Source organism: Lysinibacillus sp. 10T31, from assembly GCF_056394365.1.
Window position 1 is genome coordinate 22154 of the sequence record NZ_JBFTHS010000037.1, and the last position, 26315, is coordinate 48468.

The window sequence follows — 26315 nt, forward strand, 5'->3', positions numbered from 1 at the left end:
TATGTAAATGAATCCAAATTATTTTCTCTTTAGCTGCTCTAAGAAACTTGACGAGGCGGAAAGAGCTTCCCTATTTTGTGCTTGAATGGCTTCAAATACTTCAGAACGGTGTACTTTAACTGTTTTTGGTGCGACAATGCCTACTTTTATTTGCTCACCTTCGACGGCTAGTATTTTAATTTCGATTTGATCGCCAATCATGATAGATTCATCTTTTTTTCGAGAAAGTACTAGCATTATTTCGCACTTCCTTCCAATGTTTGCATTGGATAGCGTAGTGGATTGGATTTATTATCTTGGAGGACAATTTGTTTACCACGTTTTTTATCCATATTAACGATTATAGGTGCAAGCAAATTAATCGTTGATTCTTGGAATGTTTCCTTCATTGTTACTATAGAGTATGTAAGTACGTTCTCTTCCTTCTCAATTTGTAGCTGGTTACGATCATCTTCGCTTATATCAAAACTGTAATCTTTTTTGAAGGCGAATGGATAGGCAACTACAAAACCAATTTCCACATGTTCAATAGATTGCAGTATCGCTAAAGGAAGATCTGCATCTATAGGTAATAATACGAATTTTTTTTCATTCTCTAATCCGAGTAATCCATGTTCAAACGTTAAGATGTCCTGTTCCCCAATTTCGATTTCACCTAAAAATTTAGTAGGAATTTTCATTGTTTTATACGCTCCTTTAAATGACGACATTGATGTCAACATCCGGTCTTTGTACCATTGTACCAGTTACTTTTCCTGGTGTGTATTCGTGTATTGGTTTGTTCACTTTTGCGTCAATTATTGGCTCTCTCCGCTGAATATTGACATCGGTTGTACCTGGTGTATAGTCTATTTTCACTGAACCTACTGATGGTACAAATTTAATATTAAACGGCGTGCGGTGGGGACCATGATTTTGTTTTGCGATATTTTGGATTGTTGCACGACCCTGGTCTTTACCAGCGTTGTCCATCATTTGACGTCCCTCTCTCGCTCTACGTGCCATTCCCTTGAGAGCCTCTTGTTTTCCTTTTTCCGCATAATTGGAACTTGATTCCAATGGACCTATCATTCCTATATCCCGTCTTGCCTGAGAAGAATCAATTTTTAAAACGCCTCTAGTCGTATGAACTTCTAAAATAGCGGCCGGCTGTTCAATATGCTGAGTTGCTTTAGGTTGTTTAATATATTGTTGTGGTTTAGATATATTAAGGTCTATTTTTGCACCTGTTGTATGAATTTGGATTTGTGGGAGTCTCATATATACCTCTCCTTTCAAGAAAAGCGCCTGAACAAAATGTCCAAACGCTTCTTTTAATCTTATTCGTTAAGATTCCTTAAATCTGACGCTTTTGTAGAAATTCAAATAATCCAGACTATTTTTATCTTATAAAATCTACTAATGTTTGTTGAATGATCTTCGCTCCAACAGAAAGTGCAGCTTGATGAATCGATTCACTAGTAACCATTTCAGTAATAGCCTTTGCATAATCAACATCTTCATTATCGGACATTTGCTTTGTTACACTTACTTCACGGATAGAAAGGCGATTCTCCATTAACTCTACACGATTTTGACGTGCTCCGACATCAGCCTGAGCCTCGAGAATTTTATTATGCATAGCTGTAATATCATCGCCAGTACTTTTGTCAGATACTCCTCCAAGAGCATTACCGATTTCTTCACCAGTAGCTGGTCCACCGGCACGATTAGGATCTAAAAGATCTGAAATTTTCCCCATCATGTCATCAATATTTTGAAATAGTTCAGCACCAGGTGTATTCACTTTCATCTGAATACCATCATAAACTTCAATAATTACATCTTCTGAGTTTACTTTTGTTGGATCAATTTTACCATTCTCAAACAATGGCTGATTAGTACGTGTTCCGCTGAAAATATAACGATCGGCAATCTTTGTGTTTCCTACATCCTGAATTTGCTGACGAATTTGATCGATTTCAGCTTTCATCTTTGCTCGGTCATCCGGTGTATTTGTATCGTTGGCCGCTTGAATAACAAGTTCACGCACTCGCTTCATCTGTTCACCAACTTGATTTAGCGATTCGTCAGTTGTATCAATCCAGTTATTAACCTCATTCATATTACGAGTATATTGTTCAACTTGACCTAAATCACGGCGATAGCCCATTCCTTTTACTGCTATTACTGGATCGTCAGAAGGTCGAGTAATTTTTGAACCTGAAGTGATTTGGTCCTGTAGCTTAGACATTTTACCGTAGCTATTATTTAAATTTAAAAGCATGTTATTAGATAGCATGGATTGCGTTACGCGCATTTTTTTAAAAGCCCCTTTCTATCGTAATTCTATTTTTATAGTCCTACACGGCCCATGCCGTTAATGATTTTGTCTAATGTTTCATCAACAACAGTTATCATACGAGCATTCGCATTATAAGCTTGTTGGAATGTAATCATATTTGTCATTTCCTCATCAAGTGACACTGAACTTACTGAATCACGATTACCAGAAAGTGTTACTAATAATTTTTCAGAAGTTTTGCTTAAACGATAAGCTTCTTCACCGTCAGTTCCTAGTTTACCGATCATTCCTTGATAAAAAGAGTTAAATGTCGCACCATCTAAACCACCTTGGACTTTGGATTGAATATTAGCAAGTTCCAGTGCCCATTTACCATTTCCTTCTTCATTCGGTCTAGAAGAAGCAGCTAATTTAGAAGAATCTTTTAATAACTCTGCGTTTACTATAATATTGCCTGCAGTTATTGGGGATCCGTCTTCCGTAGTAAAGAAATCTAATTTATCATTCTGAACACCGGATAAATCATAGCCTTGCTTATGCATATCATTGAAGGCTTTAGCAAATTCAGCTGCCAATTTATTAAGGTCTGCTAATGTTTCAGCATAATAACCTTTAGTAATAGTATTACCATTAGCATCTGTTGAAGTATAACCGTATGAATCAATAAGCGATAATAGTTTCCCTTTACCTGACTCTAACTGGCCATATTTAATTGTTTCTGTTGGGCCAAGTCCACTTACTTGCATAGATGAAAACACATTAGACAAGTCGTTGCCATCAATTTGTTTTGAACCAGTGCCATTAGTGCCATTTACTTCGATAGTAGCATAATCTTTACCATTAACTAGCTCAATTTCATCTTTACCATTTGGTTTAAACACAATTGTAAGGGTTCCTTCAGCCACTGAACTAGCATTTCCGCCAGATTCAACTCGTTTAACTGAAACAGGTATGTAATTATTTAATTCATCGACTAAAAGATCACGTGCATCGTATAAGTCGTTTGGTACAAGACCATTCGGCTCTACTTCCTGAACTTGTTTATTAATGGCAGCAATTTGCTTTAAGAGTGAGTTGATACGATCTGTCGCTACATTAATTTCGTTCCCTATATTACCTTGTATTGTTTTTAGCTGCTTGTCCGTATATCTAAATGATTCAGCTAGGTGATCAGCACGTTGGATAGCTACTTTACGAGAGGCCATATTTTCTGGATTTGTACTGACATCTTGAAGCCCTTTCCAGAACTGCTCTAATGCTGCGTTTAAACCATATTGAGACGGTTCGTTCATTATATCTTCCATTTGAGAAATCGCATTTGAACGTGATTCCCAGTAGCCAAATTTATTTGTTTCTTGGCGATATTGGCGATCAATAAATTCATCACGAATACGGTGAATCGACCCAGTTTCAACCCCAGTTCCAAGATGCCCAGGGTAATACGGTGAGTTTAAACCCGGCGTTGGGAAGCCAGGAGTCGCTTGCATATTTACCCGTTGACGAGAGAAACCTAATGTATTTGCATTGGAAATATTATGTCCAGTTGTGTATAAAGCTGTTTGTTGTGTAAATAAACCGCGTTTACTTGCTTCTAAGCCCATAAATGTTGAGCGCATTTTTTTTCCTCCTTTTTATTAACGTTTATCATCTCAAGCGAAATTTCTTGCATGGGCGCAAGAAACTATGCTTGAGAATCGAAAAATGATTTTTTGGCAACCTTATTTGTTCCGCGTATCTCACTGCCAGAGTAGTTCATTTGCTCGGTCCGAGGTCGCACAGTATCCATTGTGAGATTGACAAATTGTAGTGATTGAAACACTAGTTTTTGATTTAAATCGTTTTGTTTTTTTAAGTCGTTGATGATTTGTAATAATCGATTACGAACTGCTGAGAGAGTGTCTTTTTCAGTCTGTTGTTCAGCAGCCTCGATGACATCCGCGACAGTTGTTTTGTCAGTTGAAGCAAGTCCTTTTGCTTCAAGGTAGTCCGTTACCTGTTTCTGACGCTGTTGCTCGAGCTTATCGATGGCCGCTACATGCGCCTGCTCATCCTTGAGCATTTGGTCCAGTGCTTCGATATCACCAGCTGTAATAATTTCAGTTTTTTTAATGGCTAGTTCAAGTAAGCTTTTATGCATTCTTTCTAGTTTTGTTAGTGTAGAACAAATCGTTTCTACAGACATATTGCGAAGCACCCTTTCTGATATTCCTTAGAAACGATAATATTTCAGCATATCTTCTGCCACTTTGCGAGCGTCCACTTTGTATTCACCAGAATCAATATCTTTTTTTAGTTGTTTTACTCGTTCTGCACGCTCTGTGCCGTATGTTGAAACTCCTTGCATCTCCTGTGCAGTCTTTGAAATTTCTATTTTATCTACGAAGGATGCTTTGTTAGTATCTGATTTTACATTGCGCACCTGATTTTTATAGGCGTTCACTGCATTAATCCCATAAGATGTAATTTTCATTTAATACCCCCCTATCTGAAAAGCTTTATCTTTCTATTATTTCGGATTGTCTCACATAATGTTAAGTTTTCAAATATAAAAAAGTGTGCTAATTTTGTTTAAAATTAACACACTTTGAACTTATCAATTATGCCTTGGCATAATTGTAGCTGACGCTTTGCTTTCGCTACATAAAACATTTGCTGCTGTCGCTTAGCTTTCGCGCAGATAAACAATGCGTCCGGAATCGGCTTTGTGCTTAGGCCTGCAGATGTTTTTTGTGCGAAAGCGCAGTGCTAACGTAGCGGCAGCAACACGATGCAGGTCAGTTAGCAGTTATCGCATGGATGCGATGATTTTAGGCTAACATCCTTTATTAACTCCTTTCCGATTCAGTGACATCCGCCGGAGGTCTTGGGCCAACGTGATGTTGGTCACTCAGTCGTAGCCACAGGACGTGGCGTTCATAGACTGAGTTCCTCAATTTCAGCGGGTTTGGTCACTCGCTGAAAGAAGTTAACGTTTTCGTTCTGCGTGATATGTTACACGATCACGTTCTGCCACACTGTCTCGGAACTCCTTCGCCGCTTCAAATGTACGTAGCTCCGACTTTAATTCATCCTGACATTTTGTACATAGCTTACCTTTTGTCGTTAGATGACCACAGTTATCACATGGATAGCCAAGATTAGGGAACATCGCAGTCTGTAAGCGCCCCTTGCGTACCCATTTATACAATAACTCCTCTTCAGCTCCAGTTGCTTCAACAATACGTTCTACTGTCGCAGCACGGTTTTCACGTTTACGTAAAAAACGATAAACGATTTGATATAGGTCCTCTTCAGATTGAGCACATTTATGACATACTTCTCTGACCCCTATATAATTAAAAAACTCATTACATTTCGGACAATTACGAACCTCTGCCATCTACTATTCCTCCTCTTAAATCAATTTCACCTTGGCGTAATTGCGTCCGGATTTTGAATTGTGTGGGCACAATTCGAATCCGTGACATCCGCCGGAGGCATTATCTTCGTTCAGATGGTGACTGAATGAAGATAATAACCGCTAGATACGAATCTTATATATTCGTAATCTATTATACACAACGCATTAGCATTTTCATCCATTAATTAGCGTGAAGCTTTTGACATTTCTAGCACCAGCATTCATTAAAATCTCGGTCGCATGCTGCAAAGTAGTTCCTGTCGTTTTTATATCGTCAAAAAGAAGATATTCTTTATGCTCTACATGTGCTCCAGTCATTAGTCGGAAAAGGGGAGCTGCTTGGACTCGTTGCTCTCTATTTTTGGAGCTTTGTGTTTCTGCCGTTGTCTTTTCTAAAAGTTGTATAAAAGGAATAGTAGCAGCCTTTAATAGTTCCTCCATATGCGAAAAAGTACGTTCCCTTTGTTTAAGGGGATGCATTGGAATCGGTATAATGGTTGCTTTTTCATGTTTCAATCGTGCATGTAGCTCCTGCCGAAATACTTTAGCGAGTGCGACATCCTGAAGAAATTTATATTGATGCAAATAATCTTTCATCGCATCGTTATATTGGTAAAGTGCCGTCGCAGTTGAAGAATATTCAAATCGAGCTGAGCATCTATCACAAATGGTTGGTTGAAATTGTTTGGTTAAAAGTATTTTCCATGAAGTTGCTGATTGCAAAGGCTGTGAGCATAATAAGCAAAGTGTTTCTTTTTTATTCATTGTGAAAATCCTTTCTTATTATAATAAAGAATTTTGGTACGTGCATCATCCATTTCAATCGTAATACCATGATGAAAAAATACGACGTCTCCATCTGCAAAATCAGCATTTCGTCCAACTCGCCCAGCGATTTGTATGAGTGCACTTGAAGTGAAAATTGTTGATTCTGCCCCAATCACTGCGACCTGTACATTTTTTATCGTAATTCCTCTTTCTAAAATGGTCGTTGTCAGTAAACCTGGAACTTCTTCATGGCGTAGTTTAAGCACTTTTTCTTTACGCTCAGGGTCTTCCGCATGCACCGCCATGATGCTTCCATCTAATAACTGAAAAAGAGGCGTCGCTATTTTCATTAATTCTACTTTCGGGAAAAATAATAGAAAAGGCTCTTTGCGTACAAGGCGCTCCTCTGTCCATTGTTTAAGCTTGCGTGGAATTTTTCCTCGCTTTAAGCTTTTTTCATAGCTCCATAGGGAATTAAATCGAGGGACTGGTAATGGACGATTATGATAGCGCTTCGGGATAAATGAATAGCGTTCATTTTGATATTGAGACAGTAATTTTTGCGAAGGTGTTGCTGTGACCAACAATATTGGTGCGTTTGCCGTTTTTGCTTTTTGCACAGCGCTTTGTAAGGTTTCGTCAAATGTATAGGGAAATGCATCAGCTTCATCAACAATCATGACGTCAAACGCTCGTTCAAAACGATAAAGCTGATGAGTTGTAGCCAACACAAGCTGTGCATAATCCTCCTGCTTTGGTGATCCACCATATAGTGCATGTATGATCGTTTGCGGGAAAACTGTTTGAAAGCGTGGATATAACTCTAGCACTACATCTGTACGCGGCGTAGCGATACATACCCGTAAGCCCTGCTCTAACGCATAATGTACAGTCGGAAAAAGTAGCTCTGTTTTTCCTGCCCCACATACTGCATGCAAGAGATGGGAACGTTTTGCTTTAATACTTTCTAGCATTTCATTTGCCGCCTGCTGTTGAAGCACTGTAAATTGCCCTGCCCATTTGAGTGAATGCTTGCTTGTTCTAATTGCGCGAGGGCCTGTCCAAATCATCAGTTGCGTACAGCTACTCACCCTGCCCATATTCAGACAATGTCTACAATATACACATCGCTGCAGGCACTTTGAACAATCAAACATTGTAAATTGCTGCGGATTATCATTTTGACAACGATTGCATTTTAGATGTGGTTCTTTTTGAATTCCTTCTATCATATGGAGGTATTTGAGATTAATTGATTTCTCGACATCTTCCTTTGAAAATGGGGCGTGCTCCTTTAACCAAATACGTCCTTCATGGAAATCTCGTAATGCAGGTGGCAACAACCAACCTTTATATTTCATTGCATTGCTCCTTTCATTTAGGTGGTTTTTATCAGCGATGTTCAAGATTTACCGGTGATTCTCCCGGTTATGTCCCCAAAATAAAAAAATAGCCTCTACAAATTTGCTGTAGAGACTGTCTCACTTCATATTATTTTTTTGTCCAGCCTAGACCCATTGCACCTTCACCTAAGTGTGTGCCAATGACGGGACCGAAATAGCTTAATTTAAAGTTAACGTTCGGGTAAGTTGCTGCTAGTTGTGCTAGCCATTCTTCCGCTTCAGCCTTGCAATTGGCGTGAATCACGACAGCTTCAAGTGCTTCATACTTTTGAACATCCTCAGCTAGTAGCTCCTCCGCACGCTTTAATGCTTTTTTACGCGTACGAATTTTTTCAAAAGGTACAATAACCTTGTCCACAAAATGAAGTACTGGCTTTACTTGTAATAAGCCGCCAATTAATGCCGCTGCTGAAGACAAACGTCCCCCACGTTGTAAATGCGCTAAGTCATCTACAATGAAGTAAGCACGAATTGATTGCTTCATGTCCGCCAATGTAGCGAGAATTTCTTTTGCAGAAAAGCCCTGAGCCGCCATTTCAGCTGCTCGTAAAGCATAAAAACCCTGTACCGCACAGGATATTTCACTATCAAAAGTGTACACATCAATGTCTTCTACCATCTCGCCTGCTTGAATTGCACCTTGATATGTTCCACTGATTCCACTTGATAAATGAATAGATATTACTTCATCATACTCTTTTGCCAGCTCTTCAAAGAGAGAGGCAAATTCTCCAATTGGGGGCTGCGTTGTTTTTGGGAATTCTTTTGCACCGCGTACTTTATCATAAAATTCAGATGCTGTGATATCTACTTCTTCTGCAAATAGTTGCCCTGAGATATTTACACTTAACGGAATCATATGAATGTTTAAGCGTCCTCGTTCCTCAGCCGAAATATATGCAGTACTATCTGTTACGATTGCTGTCCTCATCCATGTCCACTCTCCTATTCTACATAGTTTACAATAAAAAGAAATGAATGTGAAATGAATTACGGCATTACGTAATCTTGTCTGAATGTCGAATAGAAGTAATTATGCTTCACTCTTTCATCATTCTAGACATCTGCTAAATTGTTAGACTTAGCATCCATTTCACATTCATTTTCTATGTATAGTGCTCTTAGCAAAAATCAATTATGCCTTAGCATATTAGCGTCCGGAGGCTTTATCTTCATTCCATTAATCCTTCGTTTAAGTATATAAAAGCTCATCACCAAAACTTGGGGTTGATTTCCGTTCCAGCTAGGCAAGTCCAATGAATCGTTAGGCATTAGGCGTTATGCTTTTTGCCTTCGTTCCTAGCTTGCGCTTGACGCTAATCTCAGAAAATCACACAACCTCAACTCTTAGTGATGAGCCTGAATGAAGATATCCTCATTTTATTTGCCTGTGCTTGATTTCGTGTCATCTCCGGTATAGAAGACGCTAGTGACCTTCCAGTGTCCATCTTCTTTGACGAATACTGTAACTTGTTGTCCTGCACTTTCATGCTTCACATTTGTTGTAGTTTGTACTAAATGCAATGTTATATTTGAATAGACCTGTGCTTCATTTTCGCTATATTTTATAATCGTAGTATCTTTAGCATCTCGTTTAACGTCTGACTGTTTAAAGACTTCTGTCGTGTATTTTTTTTCTTCTTCATAATTGAAACCTTTTGGATTCTTCGAGAGTGTTTGCATATAACGATCAATTTCTTTTGAATTGAAAGCTGCATTATATTCATTAAAGGCTGCTAATATCGCTTTTTCTTCTTTAGCAGGGATATTTTCTGCCTTTGTTATTTTTCCACCATTCATTTCAAACCCGACGGTTCCATCATCAATGATTTTTTGTCTTTCTTCTGCACTCATTTCATCTTTTTTATTACCACAGGCAGTTAACATTAATAAGGTAAAAACTGCTAGAAAACTTTTTTTTAACATCAAAAAACCTCCCGCGCATATTGTAGCATATAAATCCCGTTCTAGGAATTTTGTTGTGCATTTTCAACATTTAGGTGTTACATCTTCCTTATGACGCCCATGGTTTTAAAATGTTGCACTATTTATGTGATCACTATGTATATTTTTAATAGGTGTGAATATTACAGGAGTCTTCGGTGGACAGCGGTATACTTTCACTAAAAAAAACTGCTTTAAAAACTACTAAATAATATAGTAGCCTTTAAAAACAGCTTTAATTTCAATGTATACTATTAGCGTACTTCAACCCAGCCATTTTTGATGGCTGTCACAACAGCTTGTGTACGGTCGTTTACATTCATTTTTTGTAAAATGCTTGAAACGTGGTTTTTAACTGTTTTTTCAGAAATGAACAGTGTCTCACCAATTGTACGGTTAGATTGTCCATCTGTTAATAGTTGTAATACTTCACATTCACGTTTTGTTAGTAAATGGAATGGGCGACGAATTTCTGTTTGATGGAAGTTACCTTTATTTTCATGCTCAGAAAGACGACKGAATTCCGCTACTAAATTTTTAGTTACTTTTGGATGTAGGTAAGATCCACCATTCGCAACTACTTTAATGGCTTCAACAATTTCGTCTGCATCCATCTCTTTTAACATATAACCAAGTGATCCAGATTTTAGCGCGTGTGTTACGTATGTTTCATCATCATGAATGGATAACATAATAACCTTCGCATCTGGGAATTCATTAATTAAATCTGCCGTTGCCTCTACTCCATTTTTGCCCGGCATATTAATATCCATTAGTACAACATCTGGTTGATTTTCCGCATATAAAGAAACCACATCTGTACCATCGTCACCTTCTGCTACTACATCAAACGTATCTTCAAAGTCTAAAATACGTTTTACTCCTTCGCGGAATAGCTGGTGATCGTCTACAATAATAATCTTCGTCATTTGTCTTTACCCCCTAGAATTCTCCAACAATCGTTTTACTCTACTTCACTTCTAACGGAATTTTAAATAAAACCGTCGTACCTCGATTTATCTCACTTGTAATTGAGATTGTCCCATCCAAAATTTCGATACGTTCTTTCATACCTAAAATCCCAAAGGAATGGTCTTTAACTTCCTGTACATCGAAGCCTATGCCATCGTCCTTTACAACGATATTTACGGCATTTTTCATCCACTCCAGTTTTACCCAAATATCCTTACATTTCCCGTGTTTCATGGAATTTGTTACGCATTCTTGCACTAAACGGAAAATAGATACTTCATAGTTTGATGGTATACGCTTTTCTGTGCTTCTCGATTGGAAATGAACTTCAACACCAGGATTATATTCAGTCACTGTCGATAAGTATTTTTTTAATGTCGGAACAATTCCCAAATCATCTAGTGCCATTGGTCTTAAATCATAGATTATACGTCGCACCTCTGATAATGCATTACGCACCGTTTTCTTTAAATCAGCAATTTCAGCTAAAGCATATTCAATGCCCTTTTCACGATACGTTCTGTCTATTAAATCAGTACGCATTAGTACGTTTGCTAGCATTTGAGCAGGTCCATCATGAATTTCCCTAGATAGACGTTTGCGCTCCTCCTCTTGTGCTGCAATAATACGTATACCAAAATCTTGTTTCATTTTTGCTTGTTCAAGTGCTAAACCAACATTTTTCAAATCTGAAGTTAAGTAATTCAAAATGACATTTACTTGATTGACAATATGATCTGCACGTTCAATCGTATCGAGTAACGCTCTTAATCTTCTCTCTAAATCATCTCTTTTATCACGTAGCTGCTTTTCTTGTGTCCTAATAACGGAGAGCTTCACTTGAAAATCATGTGCAGTTTCATATGCTTCTCTAACTTGTTCTTCGGTATAATTATCGAAAGCTTTACTCACTAACACAAGTCTTTGCTTAGCAAGCTGTGTACTCTTTTCTAAAGCATCGCCTTCATCAATAACAATTGAAACTTGTTTTCGAACAATTTCTAGCTCTATTTTCATATCTTCGAAACTTCTTCGGCTTTGTTCGCTTATAATAAAGATATCATCTTTTGAGCTCATGATTGTTTCTAACATTCGATTAAATATGTCATCAAGCGACTTTAAATCGAAGGTATCATTTGAAAACATAGTATACTCCCCAGTCTAATGTCTTATGATTACTTACTATTTCAATAGACCAATTACATAGTCTACACCTATTATAGCATTCTCATGTTAAAATTTAATGCTTTTTCTTTATGAAAATTATAGAATAGAACTCTACTTTAAAGGAGATTGATACGGATGAGAGAAAACTATTTAACTGTAAAAGGATATGGAGAAAGTGAAATTGTTATTTCAAAATCTCGCTTCCTTACTTATATAGAACGTGCAGAAACGGAAGAGGATGCAATTTCTTTTATTGACCGCATAAAAAAAATGCATCATAATGCAACACACAACTGTTCAGCCTATATGATTGGCGAGCATGATCATATACAAAAAGCCAATGATGATGGGGAACCTAGTGGCACTGCTGGCGTCCCTATGTTAGAGGTACTAAAAAAACAAGGGTTAAAGGATACGGTCGTTGTCGTCACACGCTACTTTGGTGGCATTAAGCTTGGCGGAGGCGGTCTTATTCGCGCGTACGGAAAAGCGACAACAGAAGGTTTACTTGCTGCACAGGTCGTCGAACGCAAGCTACATCATTTTATGAAAATAACCGTTGATTACACATGGCTTGGCAAAGTAGAAAATGAAATTCGAGGTTCCTCGTATACTTTAGAGGAAATTCGCTATTTAGAAGGTGTCGAAATAATTGTATCCGTGTTAAAAGAGGAAGAAGAACAGTTCCGAAACTGGGTAACAGAAATGACAAACGGACAAGCCAATATTACGTTTGAGAACGCCCAATTTATTGAATTTTCCGTGAGATAAATAGTTTTAATTGCCTAAACAAAATATGCATAGTATAATTTTAACGTTAATCTATTTTTATCAACTGCATATTATTACTTGTATTTGAATAAAATTTAGTTTAATCGTAATTATAATCCCCATAACTTAGAGGAGAATATAAATGAAAAATAAAGCTACTAAAAAGTACAAAAAAAGGTCTTCTAAAGCTTCCTTAATTATAAAAGTTTCCTTACTTCTCGTTGCTAGTTTAGCAATTTGTGTAACTGCTTATGGTGTGTATCTTACTAAACAAGTGAAACATGCCGCAGACTCAGCACATGAAAAATTAGAAGGCCGCGACGTTTCTGCACTTCGCGAAAATAAAGTAGAACCGATACATGATAATGTATCTATCTTATTTGTCGGTGTTGACGATAGTGATAATCGTGGGCAAGGTTCTGATCATTCGCGTTCCGATGCACTAGTTTTAGCCACTTTGAATAATAAAACGCATACAATTAAAATGCTAAGCATTCCTCGTGATTCATACGTTTATATTCCTAAAGTAGGCTATAGAGATAAAATTACCCATGCACATGCTATGGGCGGTACACTGACAACAATCAAGACAGTTGAAAATTTATTAGATATTCCAATTGACTATTATGTACGCATGAACTTCAATGCTTTTATTGACGTAGTCGATGCATTAGGCGGCATTGAAGCTGAAGTACCTTATGCTTTACATGAGTTAGACGAATTCGACAAGTTTACAATCAACCTGAAGCCAGGTATGCAGCATTTAAACGGTAGTGAAGCACTTGCACTCGCAAGAACACGTAAACAAGATAGCGATATTGAACGTGGTAAGCGTCAACAAGAAATTCTATCAGCTATTATTACTAAAGTTGCTTCTGTTGGTTCTATAACAAAATACGATGACGTAATTAAAGCACTTGGTGATAACATGAAGACTGATATGACATTTACTGAAATGAAAGCCTTCTTGTCTTATTTATCAGATGGTGTACCACGCATTGACACATTAACATTAGATGGCACTGATGATATGTCTACTGGTATATATTATTACCAATTAAATCAACAGTCTGTTAATGAAGTATCAGAAACTTTGAAAAACCACCTTGGCTTAGATGAAACTTCATCACGCCTCACAAATAAAGATACTGATAGTGATTCAAGTGAAGAATCTTCGGTGAATTAACTAGATCAATAACTCTTATAGCCTTTCCACTTTCAATTAGTGGAAAGGCTTTTTTAATAGAATCATATTGAAAGTTACTTTCATGGGTATTCGCTTTCCTTCCGCGGGTATTCCTCTTCCTTTCGCGAGTATTCCTCTTCCTCTCGCGAGTATTCGCTTCCTTTCCGCGAGTATTCCTCTTCCTTCCGCGAGTATTCCTCTTCCTTCCGCGAGTATTCGCTTTCCTTCCGCGAGTATTCCTCTTCCTTCCGCGAGTATTCGCTTGCCTTTCGCGAGTATTTCTCTTCCTTCCGCGAGTATTCGCTTCCTTCCGCGAGTATTCGCTTCCTCTCCGCGAGTATTCCTCTTCCTCTCCGCGAGTATTCCTCTTCCTTCCGCGAGTATTCGCTTTCCTTCCGCGAGTATTCGCTTTCCTTCCGCGAGTATTCACTTTCCTTCCGCGAGTATTCACTTTCCTTCCGCGAGTATTGCTCTTCCTTTCGCGAGTATTCGCTTTCCTTCCGCGAGTATTCGCTTCCCTTTCGCGAGTATTTCTCTTCCTTTCGCGAGTATTCGCTTTCCTTCCGCGGGTATTCCTTCACTTCATTTTGCGAGTATTCGCTTTCCTTTCGCGAGTATTTCTCTGCCTTCCGCGAGTATTCGCTTTCCTTCCGCGAGTATTTCTCTTCTTTCCGCGAGTATTCGCTTTCCTTCCGCGAGTATTCCTCTTCCTCCCGCGAGTATTCGCTTCCTTTCCGCGAGTATTCGCTTTCCTTTCGCGAGTATTTCTCTGCCTTCCGCGAGTATTCGCTTTCCTTCCGCGAGTATTCGCTTTCCTTCCGCGAGTATTTCTCTTCTTTCCGCGAGTATTCGCTTTCCTTCCGCGAGTATTCCTCTTCCTTTCGCGAGTATTCGCTTTCCTTCCGCGAGTATTCGCTTCACTCCCGCGAGTATTTCTTCCTTCCGTGAGTATTCGCATCACTTCCGCGGGTATTCTTCTGCCTTCCGCGAGTATTCGCTTCACTTCCGCGGGTAATCGCTTCCTTTTGCGGGTATCTCTACCTTCCCCGAGTATTCCTCTTCCTTTCGCGAGTATTCGCTTCCTTTCCGCGAGTATTCCTCTTCCTTCCGCGAGTATTCTTCTGCCTTCCGCGAGTATTCGCTTCCCTTTCGCGGGTATTCTTCTACCTTCCGCGAGTATTCGCTTCACTTCCGCGAGTATTCGCTTTCCTTTCGCGAGTATTCTTCTGCCTTCCCGAGTATTCGCTTCACTTCCGCGAGTATTCCTCTTCCTTCCGCGAGTATTTCTCTCCCTTCCGCGAGTATTCCTCTCCCTTCCGCGAGTATTCCTCTTCCTTCCGCGAGTATTCCTCTGCCTTCCGCGAGTATTCCTCTGCCTTCCGCGAGTATTCGCTTCACTTCCGCGAGTATCTCTTCCTTTCGCGAGTGTTCGCTTCACTTCCGCGAGTATCTCTTCCTTCCGTGAGTATTCGCATCACTTCCGCGGGTATTCCTCTCCCTTCCGCGAGTATTCGCTTCACTTCCGTGAGTATTCGCTTTCCTTTCGCGAGTATTCTTCTGCCTTCCGCGAGTATTCGCTTCACTTCCGCGAGTATTCCTCTTCCTTTCGCGAGTATTCGCTTATCTTCCGCGAGTATTCGCTTCACTCCCGCGAGTATTTCTCTTCCTTCCGCGAGTATTCGCTTCCCTTCCGCGAGTATTCCTCTCCCTTCCGCGAGTATTCCTCTCCCTTCCGCGAGTATTCCTCTCCCTTCCGCGAGTATTCGCTTCCCTTCCGCAAGTATCTCCGCCTTCCGCAGGTATTCCCCAAAAATCGTTCTAAAAAGTGTCAACAAAAAAAGCAATCACACAAAAATGTGTGATTGCTTTGAACTTTATTATTTACTGAATATCCGAACAAAATTCAATAATGGCTTATAGTTTTTACCAGCGAGTCCGATGACTTCAACAAAAATCTCAATGGCTGTTAAAATAACTGCAACGAGTAAAATCGCACCCCATACCTTTGCCATAGAGAAAATGATGGCTGCTAATCCAAACATGATGGCAATCCCATAAATAATGAGTACCGTTTGACGATGTGTGAAGCCCATATCCAGTAAACGGTGATGTAAGTGTGATTTATCTGGATCGGACCATTTTTTCTTCATACGTACACGACGTACAATCGCAAAGAATGTATCAGAAATTGGTACACCTAGTATAATAACTGGGATAATTAATGCAACAAACGTAATATTTTTAAATCCAAGCAATGCGAGCACTGATATCATAAAGCCAAGGAATAATGCTCCTGTATCACCCATGAAGATTTTCGCTGGGTGGAAATTGTAAAATAAAAATCCAGATGTTGCTGCTGCTAAGATGGCTGCGATTGCTAAAACGAACATATTGCCCATAATAATTGCCATGACAGCTAAAGTAATAAGGGCAATCGTTGAAACACCTGCCGCGAGTCCATCTAAGCCATCAATTAAATTAATGGCATTGGTAATCCCAACAATCCAAAGAATTGTCAAAGGAATACTTAGGAATCCAAAATTTAATTCACCTACAAATGGTAAGGTAATCATATCAATTTGAATACCACCTACAAAAATAACGATAAGTGCCGCAAGAAGCTGGCCAACTAATTTGGCCTTTGCGGAAATTTCACGCATATCATCTACGACACCTGTTGCTACGATAATGCAAGCACCAATAATAATTGCAAGTAAAAAATTACTACCATTTTCATTGATTATCAAAATTGGCTGGAATATAGCCACAGCTATTAAAAATGAAAGGAATATCGCCAATCCTCCAAGTCTTGGCATAATTCGTGCATGTACTTTTCGATAGTTCGGTGCATCGACAGCACCTATTTTGAACGCTAATCGTTTAACTAGTGGAGTTAACAATATTGAAGCAACAAACGCTGCTATTATAGACACGTAGAGCATGTCTCTCCTCCTCAAAAAATAATCTACATTTAAATCCAAATTGATTATAGCATGAACAGGCGCCGAAATATACTTTTTCTATTTATTTTCCACCATTTCACAAATATTATTCCTCTTTTTTCAGATTGGAAGAATGCTGCATGTCAAATGTAGTCACCTTTCGTAAAATTTGATAGAATAATGTAGTGTCTAGCATTTAGACAACTTTAAAGGAGCGTATATTTCATGTTCTCAATTTTCAAAAGTAATAAAGAGCAAACAAGTGCTCGTCAATTGAAACACTACTATAAAATAGTAGAACAAATTAATAATCTCGAAGAAAAATATGTCAACAAGTCAGATGCGGAATTACGAGAAATGACTTTTATTTTCAAAGATCGCTTACAACAAGGTGAGCCTATTACATCCATCATCCCAGACGCTTTTGCTGTTGTACGCGAAGCCTCAAAACGTGTATTAGGAATGCGTCATTTTGATGTACAGCTTATTGGTGGTCTTGTTTTAACTGAAGGCAATATCGCTGAAATGCCTACAGGTGAAGGTAAAACGCTTGTTGCTTCCCTTCCCTCATATGTACGTGCATTAGAAGGCAAAGGTGTTCATGTTATTACTGTAAATGATTATCTAGCTAAACGTGACTTTGAGCTCGTTGGACAGATTCACCGTTTCCTTGGCTTAACAGTTGGTTTAAATTTACCAATGATGGAGGCAGACGAAAAAAAGGAAGCCTATAATGCAGATATTACATATGGTGTAGGGACTGAATTCGGTTTCGATTACTTGCGTGATAATATGGCATATAGCTTAGCTGATAAAGTACAGCGTCCTTATCACTTCGCCATTATTGATGAAGTAGATAGTGTACTTATCGATGAGGCAAAAACACCACTGATTATCGCTGGTAAAATGCCTTCTAACGATGAATTACATCGCATCGCATCTATGTTAGCAAAACGCTTCAAAGTAGATGAAGATTATGATTTTGATGATGAAACGAAAGCTACTTCCCTAACAGATAAAGGTATTGAAAAAGTTGAGGCTGCATTCAATATAGATAATTTGTATGACTTAGAGCACCAATCACTTTTCCATTATGTTATCCAAGCAGTTCGTGCACATGTCATGTTTCAACGTGATGTTGATTACATCGTAAAGGATGACAAAATCGAGCTCGTTGATATGTTCACAGGTCGTATTTTAGAAGGTCGTTCACTATCTAATGGCTTACATCAAGCGATTGAAGCAAAAGAAAATGTAACGATTACTGAAGAAAATAAAGCACAGGCACAAATTACAATTCAGAACTATTTCCGTATGTATCCGAAGCTTTCTGGGATGACGGGTACTGCGAAAACACAGGAAAAGGAAATTCGAGAAGTGTACGGCATGGAAGTTATTCAAATTCCAACAAACCGTCCTCGTCAACGTGTCGATCAGCCTGATATTATTTTCAACAAACAAGAAGATAAATATAAGTATGTAGCAGCTGAAGCTAAAAGTCGTCACGAAAAGGGACAACCCGTCTTAATTGGGACAACGTCAATACTGCAATCTGAAACTGTTGCCGATTCCTTGAAAAAAGCAGGCTTAAAATTCCAATTACTAAATGCAAAAACAGTGCAACAAGAGGTTGAGCTTATTTCTCAAGCAGGTCAAAAAGGTCGTATTACTGTAGCTACCAATATGGCTGGTCGTGGTACAGATATCGTGTTAGGCGAAGAAGTTCATGCACTTGGAGGTCTATATGTCATCGGTACCGAGAAGCATGAAAGCCGCCGTGTAGATAATCAACTACGTGGTCGTTCAGGTCGTCAAGGCGACGTAGGTGAAAGCCGCTTCATTCTCTCTATTGAAGATGATATGTTCCGTCGTTATGCAAAAGACGAAGTTGAAAAATTCTCAGCAAAAATGGTTGTCAACGAACAGGGCATTATTCAAAATAAAGATGCTCAAGAACTCATTAACCGTACACAACGAATCGTTGAGGGCTCCCAATACGGTATGCGTGAATACAACCTAAAATTAGATGATGTTATCAACGACCAACGTACAGTTATTTATGGTCTACGTGACAAAATCTTAGCTGGGGAAGACTTAATGGGCGAGCTTAAAAAAATGCTTCGTGAAACGGTTGAGTTTGCTGTTCTTGACGCTGCACCAGAAGAAATTAGTTCCATTGAATGGAATTATGATCAAATGGAGAGCTCGCTTAACTCACTTTTCAATACACCTGTCACAATTGACCGAGAAGCGGGCAAAGTAAAACAAATTTTAGCTGACATTCAACCTTCTGAACAAGAACTGCTCAATCGTATAGAGCAATTCGCTGAAAATGAACAAGTAATAGCAGTCCTTCCCCAAATAATGCTTAGTTACATAGATAGTGGCTGGGTGAAACACTTGGAGGTAATGGCTCATTTAAAAGAAGGTATTGGTTTACGTCATTATCAGCAAGAAGATCCAATGCGAATTTACCAACGTGAAGGACTTGAGTTATTCGGTAAGAATTTCCAAGAATTACGTCGTTCTATTATAATAGAGATTACTGGCTTCATGAAACAAATTGAGGCACAACAGGAGGTACAATAATGGGCTTATTTTCATTCTTTAAAAAATCGGACAAAATCGTTCAAGAAAACACAATTGACTCAAAAGACTTACTAGGAAACGCTTCAACTAATTCTGGCGATAACCGCGATGTTGAGACAAAGCTTTCATTCCATCCAGATTGGGATGTACCACAGGAGCAAAAATACATTTTTAACTTCCTTGCAAATGAGCTAGAACCATTGAAACCAAATCAATTATCTCTTTCTTCTATTAGTATTGAAGAAAACCAACGCTCTGGTAAATGGCTTGTTCGTGCATTTTTCCGCTCATCCTTAGCACAAGCAATCGAGCTAGGAGAAATTGAGCTATTTATCATGGATAAAGATGACGAGCTTATAGCATCTAAAAAATTCGATTTTAAAGCACTTGGCACAATTCCAGCAGAAAGCGCTCGCCCATGGGTGTTCGAATTTGAAAAATCTACAATTAAAGTAGATGAAGTTCCTGAAGATGGTTGGAAAATTGCCTTCAATCTTGTTTCCCTTCGTGGTCATCAATTAGAACTAGATCCATCATGGGAAAAACAATTACCGGCAGCTCAAAAAGAAGAGCTAGCTAAAATCGTCGATACTTTACCAAAGTTAGGTGAAACTGAAGTAAACTTCACTGGCTTACAAGCAAAGCTGGCTGATAACGGCAACCTAAATGTATCGATTTTTATCCGTAATGGACACAATAAAGCTATTAATCTAGAACAATTACCACTAGAAATTATAGATGCAACAGGTAAACAAATTGCTACTGGTTCATTTACAATGGATCCAGTATTAACTGTACAACCGAACTCAACGAAGCCTTGGACATTTGTCTTCCCTGCAGAGCTTGTTGACGCAAAAGATGCCGATCTTTCTCGTTGGACAGCACGCGTAACACAATAAAGTGAAACTTTAATCAGTACTTCCCCAATCGGGCATTTACGGGCAGTTATTCTCCTGCATTTGAAGGAGAGCCTTGTACCTGACGCTTCGCTTTCGGTACAGATAAATTACTGCCCGTTAATGCGGAATAAAATATCAAAATCCCTTCTTTTTTCATAGAAAGAAGGGATTTTTTTCATTGCCTTGCGCGGGTATTCATTTCCCTTTCGGGGGTATTTTCGTCCCTTCCGCGAGTATTCTCTTCTCTTCCCCGAGTATTTACGTCCATCGCGCAGTATTCTCTTCTCTTCCCCGAGTATTTCTGTCCCTTTCGCGAGTATTCTCTTCTCTTCCGCGAGTATTCCTCTGCCTTTCGCGAGTATTCCTCTGCCTTTCGCGAGTATTTCTGTCCCTTTCGCGAGTATTCTCTTCTCTTCCGCGAGTATTTCCGCCCATCGCGCGGTATTCACTTCTCTTTCGCGAGTATTTACGTCCATCGCGCAGTATTCTCTTCTCTTCCGCGAGTATTTTCGTCCCTTTCGCGAGTATTCTCTTCTCTTCCGCGAGTATTTCCGCCCATCGCGAGGTATTCTCTTCTCTTCCGCGAGTATTTCCGTCCATCGCGCGGTATTCACTTCTATTCCGCGAGTATTTACGTCCCTTTCGCGAGTATTCTCTTCTCTTCCGCGAGTATTTACGTCCCTTTCGCGAGTATTTTCGTCCCTTTCGCGAGTATTCTCTTCTCTTCCGCGGGTATTCACTTCCCTTCCGCGAGTATTTACGTCCATCGCGCAGTATTCACTTCCCTTCCGCGAGTATTTCCGCCCATCCCGCGGTATTCACTTCCCTTCCGCGAGTATTTACGTCCCTTTCGCGAGTATTCTCTTCTCATCCGCGAGTATTCCTCTGCCTTTCGCGAGTATTCTCTTCTCTTCCGCGAGTATTTCYGTCCCTTTCGCGAGTATTCTCTTCTCTTCCGCGAGTATTTCCGYCCATCGCGCGGTATTCACTTCTCTTTCGCGAGTATTTACGTCCATCGCGCAGTATTCACTTCTCTTCCGCGGGTATTTCCGACCCACGCACGGGATTCACTTCCCTCCCGCGGGTATTCACTTCYMTTCCGCGAGTATTTCCGTCCATCGCGCGGTATTCACTTCCATTCCGCGAGTATTTTCGTCCATCGCGCGGTATTCACTTCCATTCCGCGAGTATTTACGTCCCTTTCGCGAGTATTCTCTTCTCTTCCGCGAGTATTTACGTCCCTTTCGCGAGTATTCTCTTCCATTCCGCGAGTATTTCCGTCCATCGCGCGGTATTCACTTCYMTTCCGCGAGTATTTACGTCCCTTYCGCGRGTATTCACTTCCATTCCACAGGTATCTCTGCCTCCCGCGGGTATTTCCGACCCACGCACGGGATTCACTTCCCTCCCGCGGGTCTCTCTCTGCCTCCCGCGGGTATTCGATCCCCTTCCGCGAGTATTTCCGCCCACTGCGCGGTATTTCCGTCCATCCCGCGGGTATTCACTTCCATTCCACAGGTATCTCTGCCTCCCGCGRGTATTCACTTCCATTCCGCGAGTATTTCCGCCCATCGCGGGATATTCATTTCCCTTCCGCGAGTATTTCCGTCCCTCCCGCGTTCGATCCCCTCACGCAGAGTATTCACTTCCCTCCCGTAAAATCACCTTCCTTTCATCGATTCTAACTAACTCCATAAAAAAAGCGATTTCTGCATGTATATGCAAAAATCGCTTTTACTTTATTTGATAGCGTCGAATCGTTTATACGCTACTAATCTTGTAGACCAGTAAGAGTATGTAACGTCCGAAATTTCAACACCGTCTGCCCCTGCATGGATAAATTTATTGTTACCTATATAAATACCCATATGAGAGATACCATCTTTATACGTATTTTGGAAGAACACTAAATCTCCCTCAATCGGATTTTTTACTTGTGTTGTATTACCGTAAAAATATCCTTCGCTACTTTCTCTTCCAATTTTTAAGCCACCTTGATTAAAGGCATAGTAAATAAGGCCACTGCAATCTAGACCTTCAGGTGTGTTGCCGCCGTAGAGATATGGTGTTCCTACTAATGAATTAGCTACTTCTACTGTTTTCTTATTAACAGCTTGTCCATTAGCTGTGGGATCTTTAGACGTTCCTGATGATGTTCCCGCACCTGAAGTTCCGTTATTATGTACTGTTTCACCCTCGGGTACTGAAGCTACTGAAGATAATTTTAATACCTGTCCAATGTAGATAGTGTCTACCGTTAGACCATTCCAGTCTTTAAGTTCCTTTATTGTCACGTTATATTGGTTAGCGATTTTGGATAATGAATCGCCTTTAACTACTGTATGGGAAACAGCTGTCGGTTTTGATGGTGTTGTCGGTTTTGTTGTTGATGGGTTTGTTGTTGATGGATTTGAAGGTTTTACCGTTTCATTAGTAGCTTGTTTTGAAACTTCAAGCTTTTGTGCGACATAAATCATATCATTCATTAAATTGTTCCAAGTTTTTATGTCTTGTACTGTTACTTTATGATTTGTAGCGATTTTAGATAAAGTATCTCCTTTTTGTACGGTATAAGTAGCTGCTTCTGCGGTCTGTAATGCTAAAAAAGAAGTAGCTATAGTGCTTAAAGCAAGGATTCTTAATTTTTTTGTCTTTTTCATACCAATTTGCCTCCGTTCGTGCTAAAATATTTCCTTGTGTGTCTATCATACTAGATATTTTAAAAATCAGATATCGGAAAAACTGACTATTTTTCAAACAATTTATGAAACTTACTGATTCCGACAGATTCTTACAAATTGTAACAGAATATTAATTGCAAGATTAGTATTCATATGATAACATCACTTCTGTATTTAAAATTTTTAGAAAGTTTTATCTTTTCAATCTTAAAGGAGTTTTAATTTTTATGAAAAACATTTTGCTTTTCATCAAAGAAAATTTGGCAGTAGGTTTACTATTATTTGCCTTATTTTTAGGTGCTGGAAATATTATCTTCCCCCCATTATTAGGTCAACAAGCTGGTGAACATATAACGATAGCAATGATTGGTTTCTTAATAACAGGTGTTGGATTACCGTTATTAGCAATCGTTGCTATTGCGAAAGCAGGTGGCGATTTACAAATACTTGCTAATCGTGTCAGCCCTACCTTTGGTGTTATTTTTACATCCATCGTATATTTAGCGATTGGACCATTTTTTGCAGTGCCGCGTACAGGTTCTGTATCTTATGAAATTGGGATCGCTCCATTTCTCCCAGAGGCAGCAGCAGATCATTGGGCACCTCTTTTCATTACTTCTGTAATATTCTTTGCCTTTATACTATTCTTAGCTATTAACCCTTCTAAGCTTGTCGATCGCGTAGGGAAAATTTTAACGCCTGTTCTATTGGCCGTTATTTTATTACTAGCGATTAAAAGCTTTATTTCTCCAATGGGTGAACCGGGGGCAGCTATAGGAAAATACACTAAGTCACCGTTGACTGAGGGCTTTGTTCAAGGCTACTTAACAATGGATGTACTAAGTGCACTCGTTTTCGGGATCGTTATTTTGCAAGCATTGCGCGACATGGGTATGTCAGATACTAAAAAGCAAGTCAAAACTACAATTTTCGCAGGAATTGTTGCCGCTCTTGGCTTATCATTTGTCTATATCTCACTTGGACAAATTGGTAACACTAGTATTGATGCAATTGGTACTTTTGATAATGGTGGTACTATTATTGCGAAGTCCGCTGAAGTTCTTTTCGGAAAACTTGGAAGTGTAATATTATCTGCCACAATTTTACTAGCATGTATATCTACTGCTGTAGGTTTACTAACTGCTAACGCTCAATTTTTCAATAAACTATTTCCAAAAATTTCGTATAAAACATTTTTGGTAATTTTCACAATTTTCAGTGCCGCTATAACAAACGTTGGTCTTGAAACAATTATTAGTGCCTCACTACCTGTATTATTAATCATCTATCCGTTAGCGATGGTGTTAATGGTTCTGTCGCTTTTCGATAACTTCTTTAAAGGTGGAAAAATTGTTTACATTTTAGCATTAATTCCTACATTCTTCGTTAGTCTGAATGATGGTTTAAAGGAAATGAAGATTACAATTACACCATATGTGAACATTTTAAAAGCTTTACCATTATACGAGCAAAGTCTGGCATGGCTTGTACCTGCAATAATCGGTGCGCTTATCGGCTTGATCATTCATAAGCTAATAAAAAAATAAAAGTTCTTCATCTAACTAGAATCTACTTGCTTTTTGCGAATAACTTCAAGTTTCTTTTAGACAACGACTGTCTATGAATCTTGCATAAACTTTCTTTTTCGCAAAAGGCTAGTAGATTCTTTTTTTTGCAGGTAATTCCCTCCTTTTCCTATTCACGGTTATATGGAAATTCATGTATAATAAAGATAATTTGAAAAGAGGTGTCCTATGAAAAAAGTATTGTTGTCTTTCGTATTCGTTCTAAGCTTTTTCATCTTTCCATTTACAAATGCTTCTGCTGCAAGCAATGAACAACAGCTTGTAAAGGAAATCAAGGGAATTATTGAGGAAAATTATGTTGGAACCATCCATGGAGATTTGAAAAAAGCTAAAACGATTCCTGAAATTATTGATATGTTAGATCCTTATTCTACATATTTTACGAAAACGGAATTTGAGGCATTTATCAATAGCATCGAACTATCTACAATTGGGATTGGTGTAATCATCGAAGAACATGAAGATGGCATTCATATTTTACAAGTGTTTGAGAATAGCGGTGCCTTTGATGCTGGTGTAGTTGCTGGAGACACTATTATTGCCATTAACGGGCAATCCTTAGCAGGAAGCTCTACTCAAGAAGCCTCATCCCTATTAGTTGGTGATGAAAACACTAAAATAGAAGTGACACTGCGACATGCAGATGGTACAAATTCTACTTCAACCATTACAAGAAAAAAATTCACATTACCGAATGTTGAATCTGGATTACTATTTGGGAATGTTGGATATATTGCTATGTCATCCTTCTCAGAAGACGGTGCAAAGCTTGTTAAGGATGCGCTAATTCAGTTAAAACAGCGTGGTGCAACTTCTTTTATATTGGATTTACAAAACAATGGCGGAGGCTATGTAACAACGGCTCAGGAGATTACAGGGCTTTTCCCAAAAGCGAAAATCGCCTTTTTATTGGAAGAAGCACATGCCTCTTATAAAGTACGTGCAGTCAATCAGAATGAAAAATTCCCAGCTGATACACGTATTCTCGTAAACCGCTATAGTGCTAGCGCCTCTGAAATGTTAGCAGCAACATTACAAGATCAGCAATCTGCTATTTTATATGGAGAAACTACGTATGGAAAAGGCTGTATGCAGGGCTTTTTTGAACTGCAGGATGGTAGCTATTTAAAGCTTACAATCGGTAATTTTACAGGTCCATTAGGGAAAACAATTAATGATGTTGGGGTAAAACCGAACATTCAAACAAAAACTGCTCCTATTTTCCAGGCACATTATGATGCAATTAAAGCACAATATACAAATTATAAAGAGCTTGCAAGTTTAAAAAATGTTTCGGATACTAAAAAATTAACTGTGAAAGTCCCTTCTACACTTTCTTCACAAATGTCTGAGGATAAGATTCAGCTAATTGCTTTAGGTGGTAATGAAGTGCCTATTACAGCTAACGTAGATGGTCGTTCATTAACTATAACTCCATCAAAACCTTTAACTCCAGGCCGAGAATATATGCTCCTTGCCCATTCAAAGGCACAAAACGCTAACAAAGTGCAGCAAGGTTTTTATCTCCGCATAACAACGAAAAAATAAAAAACCCCTCTCACCATTTAAGTAGCCTGAACTGCTCCCTGTCAAGTAGACAGTGGAAATAATAAAAAGCTTTTAAGCGGCTTTAGCCCTGTATTCTAATGGGCTTAAGCCGTTTAATCGTTCTTGGTATCTATCGTTATTGTAAAACTGGATATAATCCTCAATCGCTTGTTGT

At 39.1% G+C, this 26315-nt stretch carries 30 protein-coding genes; 6 read left to right on the forward strand and 24 right to left on the reverse strand.

Going from position 1 to position 26315, the window contains the following annotated elements; all coding sequences use genetic code 11:
- Nucleotides 1-18: 18 nt before the first annotated feature.
- The 14 genes from csrA to AC1DCY_RS19380 form a co-directional block, all read right to left on the reverse strand.
- The gene (gene csrA, locus AC1DCY_RS19315; protein WP_477352797.1) at nucleotides 19-237 is read right to left on the reverse strand and encodes a carbon storage regulator CsrA; all 219 of its coding nucleotides are present in this window, start codon (nucleotides 235-237) and stop codon (nucleotides 19-21) included.
- Nucleotides 237-680, reverse strand: coding sequence for a flagellar assembly protein FliW (fliW, locus tag AC1DCY_RS19320; RefSeq protein ID WP_477352799.1), 444 nt, complete (start codon nucleotides 678-680; stop codon nucleotides 237-239). Before fliW ends, csrA begins: the two co-directional genes overlap by 1 nt.
- A 16-nt stretch (nucleotides 681-696) precedes the next feature.
- On the reverse strand, nucleotides 697-1260 hold the full coding sequence (locus AC1DCY_RS19325) for a DUF6470 family protein (protein ID WP_477352801.1): 564 nt from the start codon (nucleotides 1258-1260) through the stop codon (nucleotides 697-699).
- Between the two features lie 121 nt (nucleotides 1261-1381).
- On the reverse strand, nucleotides 1382-2299 hold the full coding sequence (gene flgL / locus AC1DCY_RS19330) for a flagellar hook-associated protein FlgL (protein WP_477352802.1): 918 nt from the start codon (nucleotides 2297-2299) through the stop codon (nucleotides 1382-1384).
- Nucleotides 2300-2334: 35 nt separating this feature from the next.
- Nucleotides 2335-3900: a flagellar hook-associated protein FlgK gene (flgK, locus tag AC1DCY_RS19335; protein ID WP_477352804.1), complete on the reverse strand. Its 1566-nt coding sequence runs from the start codon at nucleotides 3898-3900 to the stop codon at nucleotides 2335-2337.
- A gap of 65 nt (nucleotides 3901-3965) precedes the next feature.
- A complete protein-coding gene (locus tag AC1DCY_RS19340) occupies nucleotides 3966-4466 on the reverse strand; it encodes a flagellar protein FlgN (protein ID WP_477352806.1) in 501 nt (166 codons plus the stop codon).
- A gap of 27 nt (nucleotides 4467-4493) precedes the next feature.
- Nucleotides 4494-4754, reverse strand: coding sequence for a flagellar biosynthesis anti-sigma factor FlgM (gene flgM / locus AC1DCY_RS19345; protein WP_477352808.1), 261 nt, complete (start codon nucleotides 4752-4754; stop codon nucleotides 4494-4496).
- Nucleotides 4755-5249: 495 nt separating this feature from the next.
- A complete protein-coding gene (locus AC1DCY_RS19350; protein ID WP_337991578.1) occupies nucleotides 5250-5663 on the reverse strand; it encodes a TIGR03826 family flagellar region protein in 414 nt (137 codons plus the stop codon).
- A gap of 195 nt (nucleotides 5664-5858) precedes the next feature.
- Complete coding sequence (locus tag AC1DCY_RS19355) at nucleotides 5859-6449, reverse strand: ComF family protein (RefSeq protein WP_477352810.1); 591 nt, start codon at nucleotides 6447-6449, stop codon at nucleotides 5859-5861.
- Nucleotides 6446-7813, reverse strand: a complete 1368-nt coding sequence (locus AC1DCY_RS19360) for an ATP-dependent helicase ComFA (protein WP_477352811.1) — start codon at nucleotides 7811-7813, stop codon at nucleotides 6446-6448. The genes AC1DCY_RS19355 and AC1DCY_RS19360 overlap by 4 nt, the downstream gene beginning before the upstream one ends.
- Nucleotides 7814-7943: 130 nt before the next feature.
- Nucleotides 7944-8786: a DegV family protein gene (locus AC1DCY_RS19365; protein ID WP_477352813.1), complete on the reverse strand. Its 843-nt coding sequence runs from the start codon at nucleotides 8784-8786 to the stop codon at nucleotides 7944-7946.
- A 449-nt stretch (nucleotides 8787-9235) separates the two neighbouring features.
- Nucleotides 9236-9781, reverse strand: a complete 546-nt coding sequence (locus tag AC1DCY_RS19370; protein WP_477352815.1) for a nuclear transport factor 2 family protein — start codon at nucleotides 9779-9781, stop codon at nucleotides 9236-9238.
- Nucleotides 9782-10053: 272 nt separating this feature from the next.
- Entirely contained in the window at nucleotides 10054-10728 is a 675-nt protein-coding gene (locus AC1DCY_RS19375; RefSeq protein ID WP_477352817.1) for a response regulator transcription factor, read from the reverse strand.
- Between the two features lie 40 nt (nucleotides 10729-10768).
- Complete coding sequence (locus AC1DCY_RS19380; RefSeq protein WP_477352819.1) at nucleotides 10769-11917, reverse strand: sensor histidine kinase; 1149 nt, start codon at nucleotides 11915-11917, stop codon at nucleotides 10769-10771.
- Between the two features lie 156 nt (nucleotides 11918-12073).
- On the opposite strand from AC1DCY_RS19380, the gene AC1DCY_RS19385 reads away from it, so the two are divergent.
- Together AC1DCY_RS19385 and AC1DCY_RS19390 are read left to right on the forward strand one after the other, a co-directional pair.
- Nucleotides 12074-12709, forward strand: coding sequence for a YigZ family protein (locus tag AC1DCY_RS19385; RefSeq protein WP_477352821.1), 636 nt, complete (start codon nucleotides 12074-12076; stop codon nucleotides 12707-12709).
- Between the two features lie 142 nt (nucleotides 12710-12851).
- Entirely contained in the window at nucleotides 12852-13895 is a 1044-nt protein-coding gene (locus tag AC1DCY_RS19390; RefSeq protein ID WP_477352822.1) for an LCP family protein, read from the forward strand.
- An 80-nt stretch (nucleotides 13896-13975) separates the two neighbouring features.
- Here AC1DCY_RS19390 and AC1DCY_RS19395 read toward each other — a convergent pair whose 3' ends face one another.
- The 6 genes from AC1DCY_RS19395 to AC1DCY_RS19420 form a co-directional block, all read right to left on the reverse strand.
- Nucleotides 13976-14476 (reverse strand): hypothetical protein, encoded by a 501-nt coding sequence (locus AC1DCY_RS19395; RefSeq protein ID WP_477352823.1) that lies wholly within the window; start codon nucleotides 14474-14476, stop codon nucleotides 13976-13978.
- A gap of 1 nt (nucleotide 14477) precedes the next feature.
- Entirely contained in the window at nucleotides 14478-14816 is a 339-nt protein-coding gene (locus tag AC1DCY_RS19400; RefSeq protein ID WP_477352825.1) for a hypothetical protein, read from the reverse strand.
- A 264-nt stretch (nucleotides 14817-15080) separates the two neighbouring features.
- Nucleotides 15081-15293, reverse strand: a complete 213-nt coding sequence (locus AC1DCY_RS19405; RefSeq protein ID WP_477352826.1) for a hypothetical protein — start codon at nucleotides 15291-15293, stop codon at nucleotides 15081-15083.
- Nucleotides 15290-15541: a hypothetical protein gene (locus AC1DCY_RS19410; protein ID WP_477352828.1), complete on the reverse strand. Its 252-nt coding sequence runs from the start codon at nucleotides 15539-15541 to the stop codon at nucleotides 15290-15292. Before AC1DCY_RS19410 ends, AC1DCY_RS19405 begins: the two co-directional genes overlap by 4 nt.
- Entirely contained in the window at nucleotides 15538-15675 is a 138-nt protein-coding gene (locus AC1DCY_RS19415; protein ID WP_477352829.1) for a hypothetical protein, read from the reverse strand. The genes AC1DCY_RS19410 and AC1DCY_RS19415 overlap by 4 nt, the downstream gene beginning before the upstream one ends.
- 97 nt (nucleotides 15676-15772) lie before the next feature.
- Nucleotides 15773-16837 carry a glycosyltransferase family 4 protein gene (locus AC1DCY_RS19420; RefSeq protein ID WP_477352831.1) on the reverse strand — a complete coding sequence of 355 codons (1065 nt, stop codon included), beginning with the start codon at nucleotides 16835-16837 and terminating at the stop codon, nucleotides 15773-15775.
- 225 nt (nucleotides 16838-17062) lie between these two features.
- On the opposite strand from AC1DCY_RS19420, the gene secA2 reads away from it, so the two are divergent.
- The gene (secA2, locus tag AC1DCY_RS19425) at nucleotides 17063-19426 is read left to right on the forward strand and encodes an accessory Sec system translocase SecA2 (RefSeq protein WP_477352833.1); all 2364 of its coding nucleotides are present in this window, start codon (nucleotides 17063-17065) and stop codon (nucleotides 19424-19426) included.
- Nucleotides 19426-20325: an accessory Sec system S-layer assembly protein gene (locus tag AC1DCY_RS19430; protein WP_477352834.1), complete on the forward strand. Its 900-nt coding sequence runs from the start codon at nucleotides 19426-19428 to the stop codon at nucleotides 20323-20325. The genes secA2 and AC1DCY_RS19430 overlap by 1 nt, the downstream gene beginning before the upstream one ends.
- Nucleotides 20326-20432: 107 nt before the next feature.
- Here the strand turns inward: AC1DCY_RS19430 and AC1DCY_RS19435 are convergent, their stop codons facing one another.
- The 3 genes from AC1DCY_RS19435 to AC1DCY_RS19445 all read right to left on the reverse strand — a co-directional run bounded on the left by AC1DCY_RS19435 (nucleotide 20433) and on the right by AC1DCY_RS19445 (nucleotide 22985).
- Nucleotides 20433-21092, reverse strand: a complete 660-nt coding sequence (locus AC1DCY_RS19435; RefSeq protein ID WP_477352835.1) for a hypothetical protein — start codon at nucleotides 21090-21092, stop codon at nucleotides 20433-20435.
- 72 nt (nucleotides 21093-21164) lie between these two features.
- The gene (locus AC1DCY_RS19440; protein ID WP_477352837.1) at nucleotides 21165-21383 is read right to left on the reverse strand and encodes a hypothetical protein; all 219 of its coding nucleotides are present in this window, start codon (nucleotides 21381-21383) and stop codon (nucleotides 21165-21167) included.
- A 681-nt stretch (nucleotides 21384-22064) separates the two neighbouring features.
- Entirely contained in the window at nucleotides 22065-22985 is a 921-nt protein-coding gene (locus AC1DCY_RS19445) for a C40 family peptidase (RefSeq protein ID WP_477352838.1), read from the reverse strand.
- Between the two features lie 248 nt (nucleotides 22986-23233).
- Here AC1DCY_RS19445 and brnQ point away from each other — a divergent pair, with 248 nt between their 5' ends.
- A complete protein-coding gene (gene brnQ, locus AC1DCY_RS19450; protein ID WP_477352840.1) occupies nucleotides 23234-24553 on the forward strand; it encodes a branched-chain amino acid transport system II carrier protein in 1320 nt (439 codons plus the stop codon).
- 207 nt (nucleotides 24554-24760) lie between these two features.
- Entirely contained in the window at nucleotides 24761-26140 is a 1380-nt protein-coding gene (locus tag AC1DCY_RS19455; protein WP_477352841.1) for a S41 family peptidase, read from the forward strand.
- A gap of 72 nt (nucleotides 26141-26212) precedes the next feature.
- Here the strand turns inward: AC1DCY_RS19455 and AC1DCY_RS19460 are convergent.
- The coding region (locus tag AC1DCY_RS19460) for an IS3 family transposase (protein ID WP_477349455.1) at nucleotides 26213-26315 on the reverse strand (103 nt) is incomplete at its 5' end.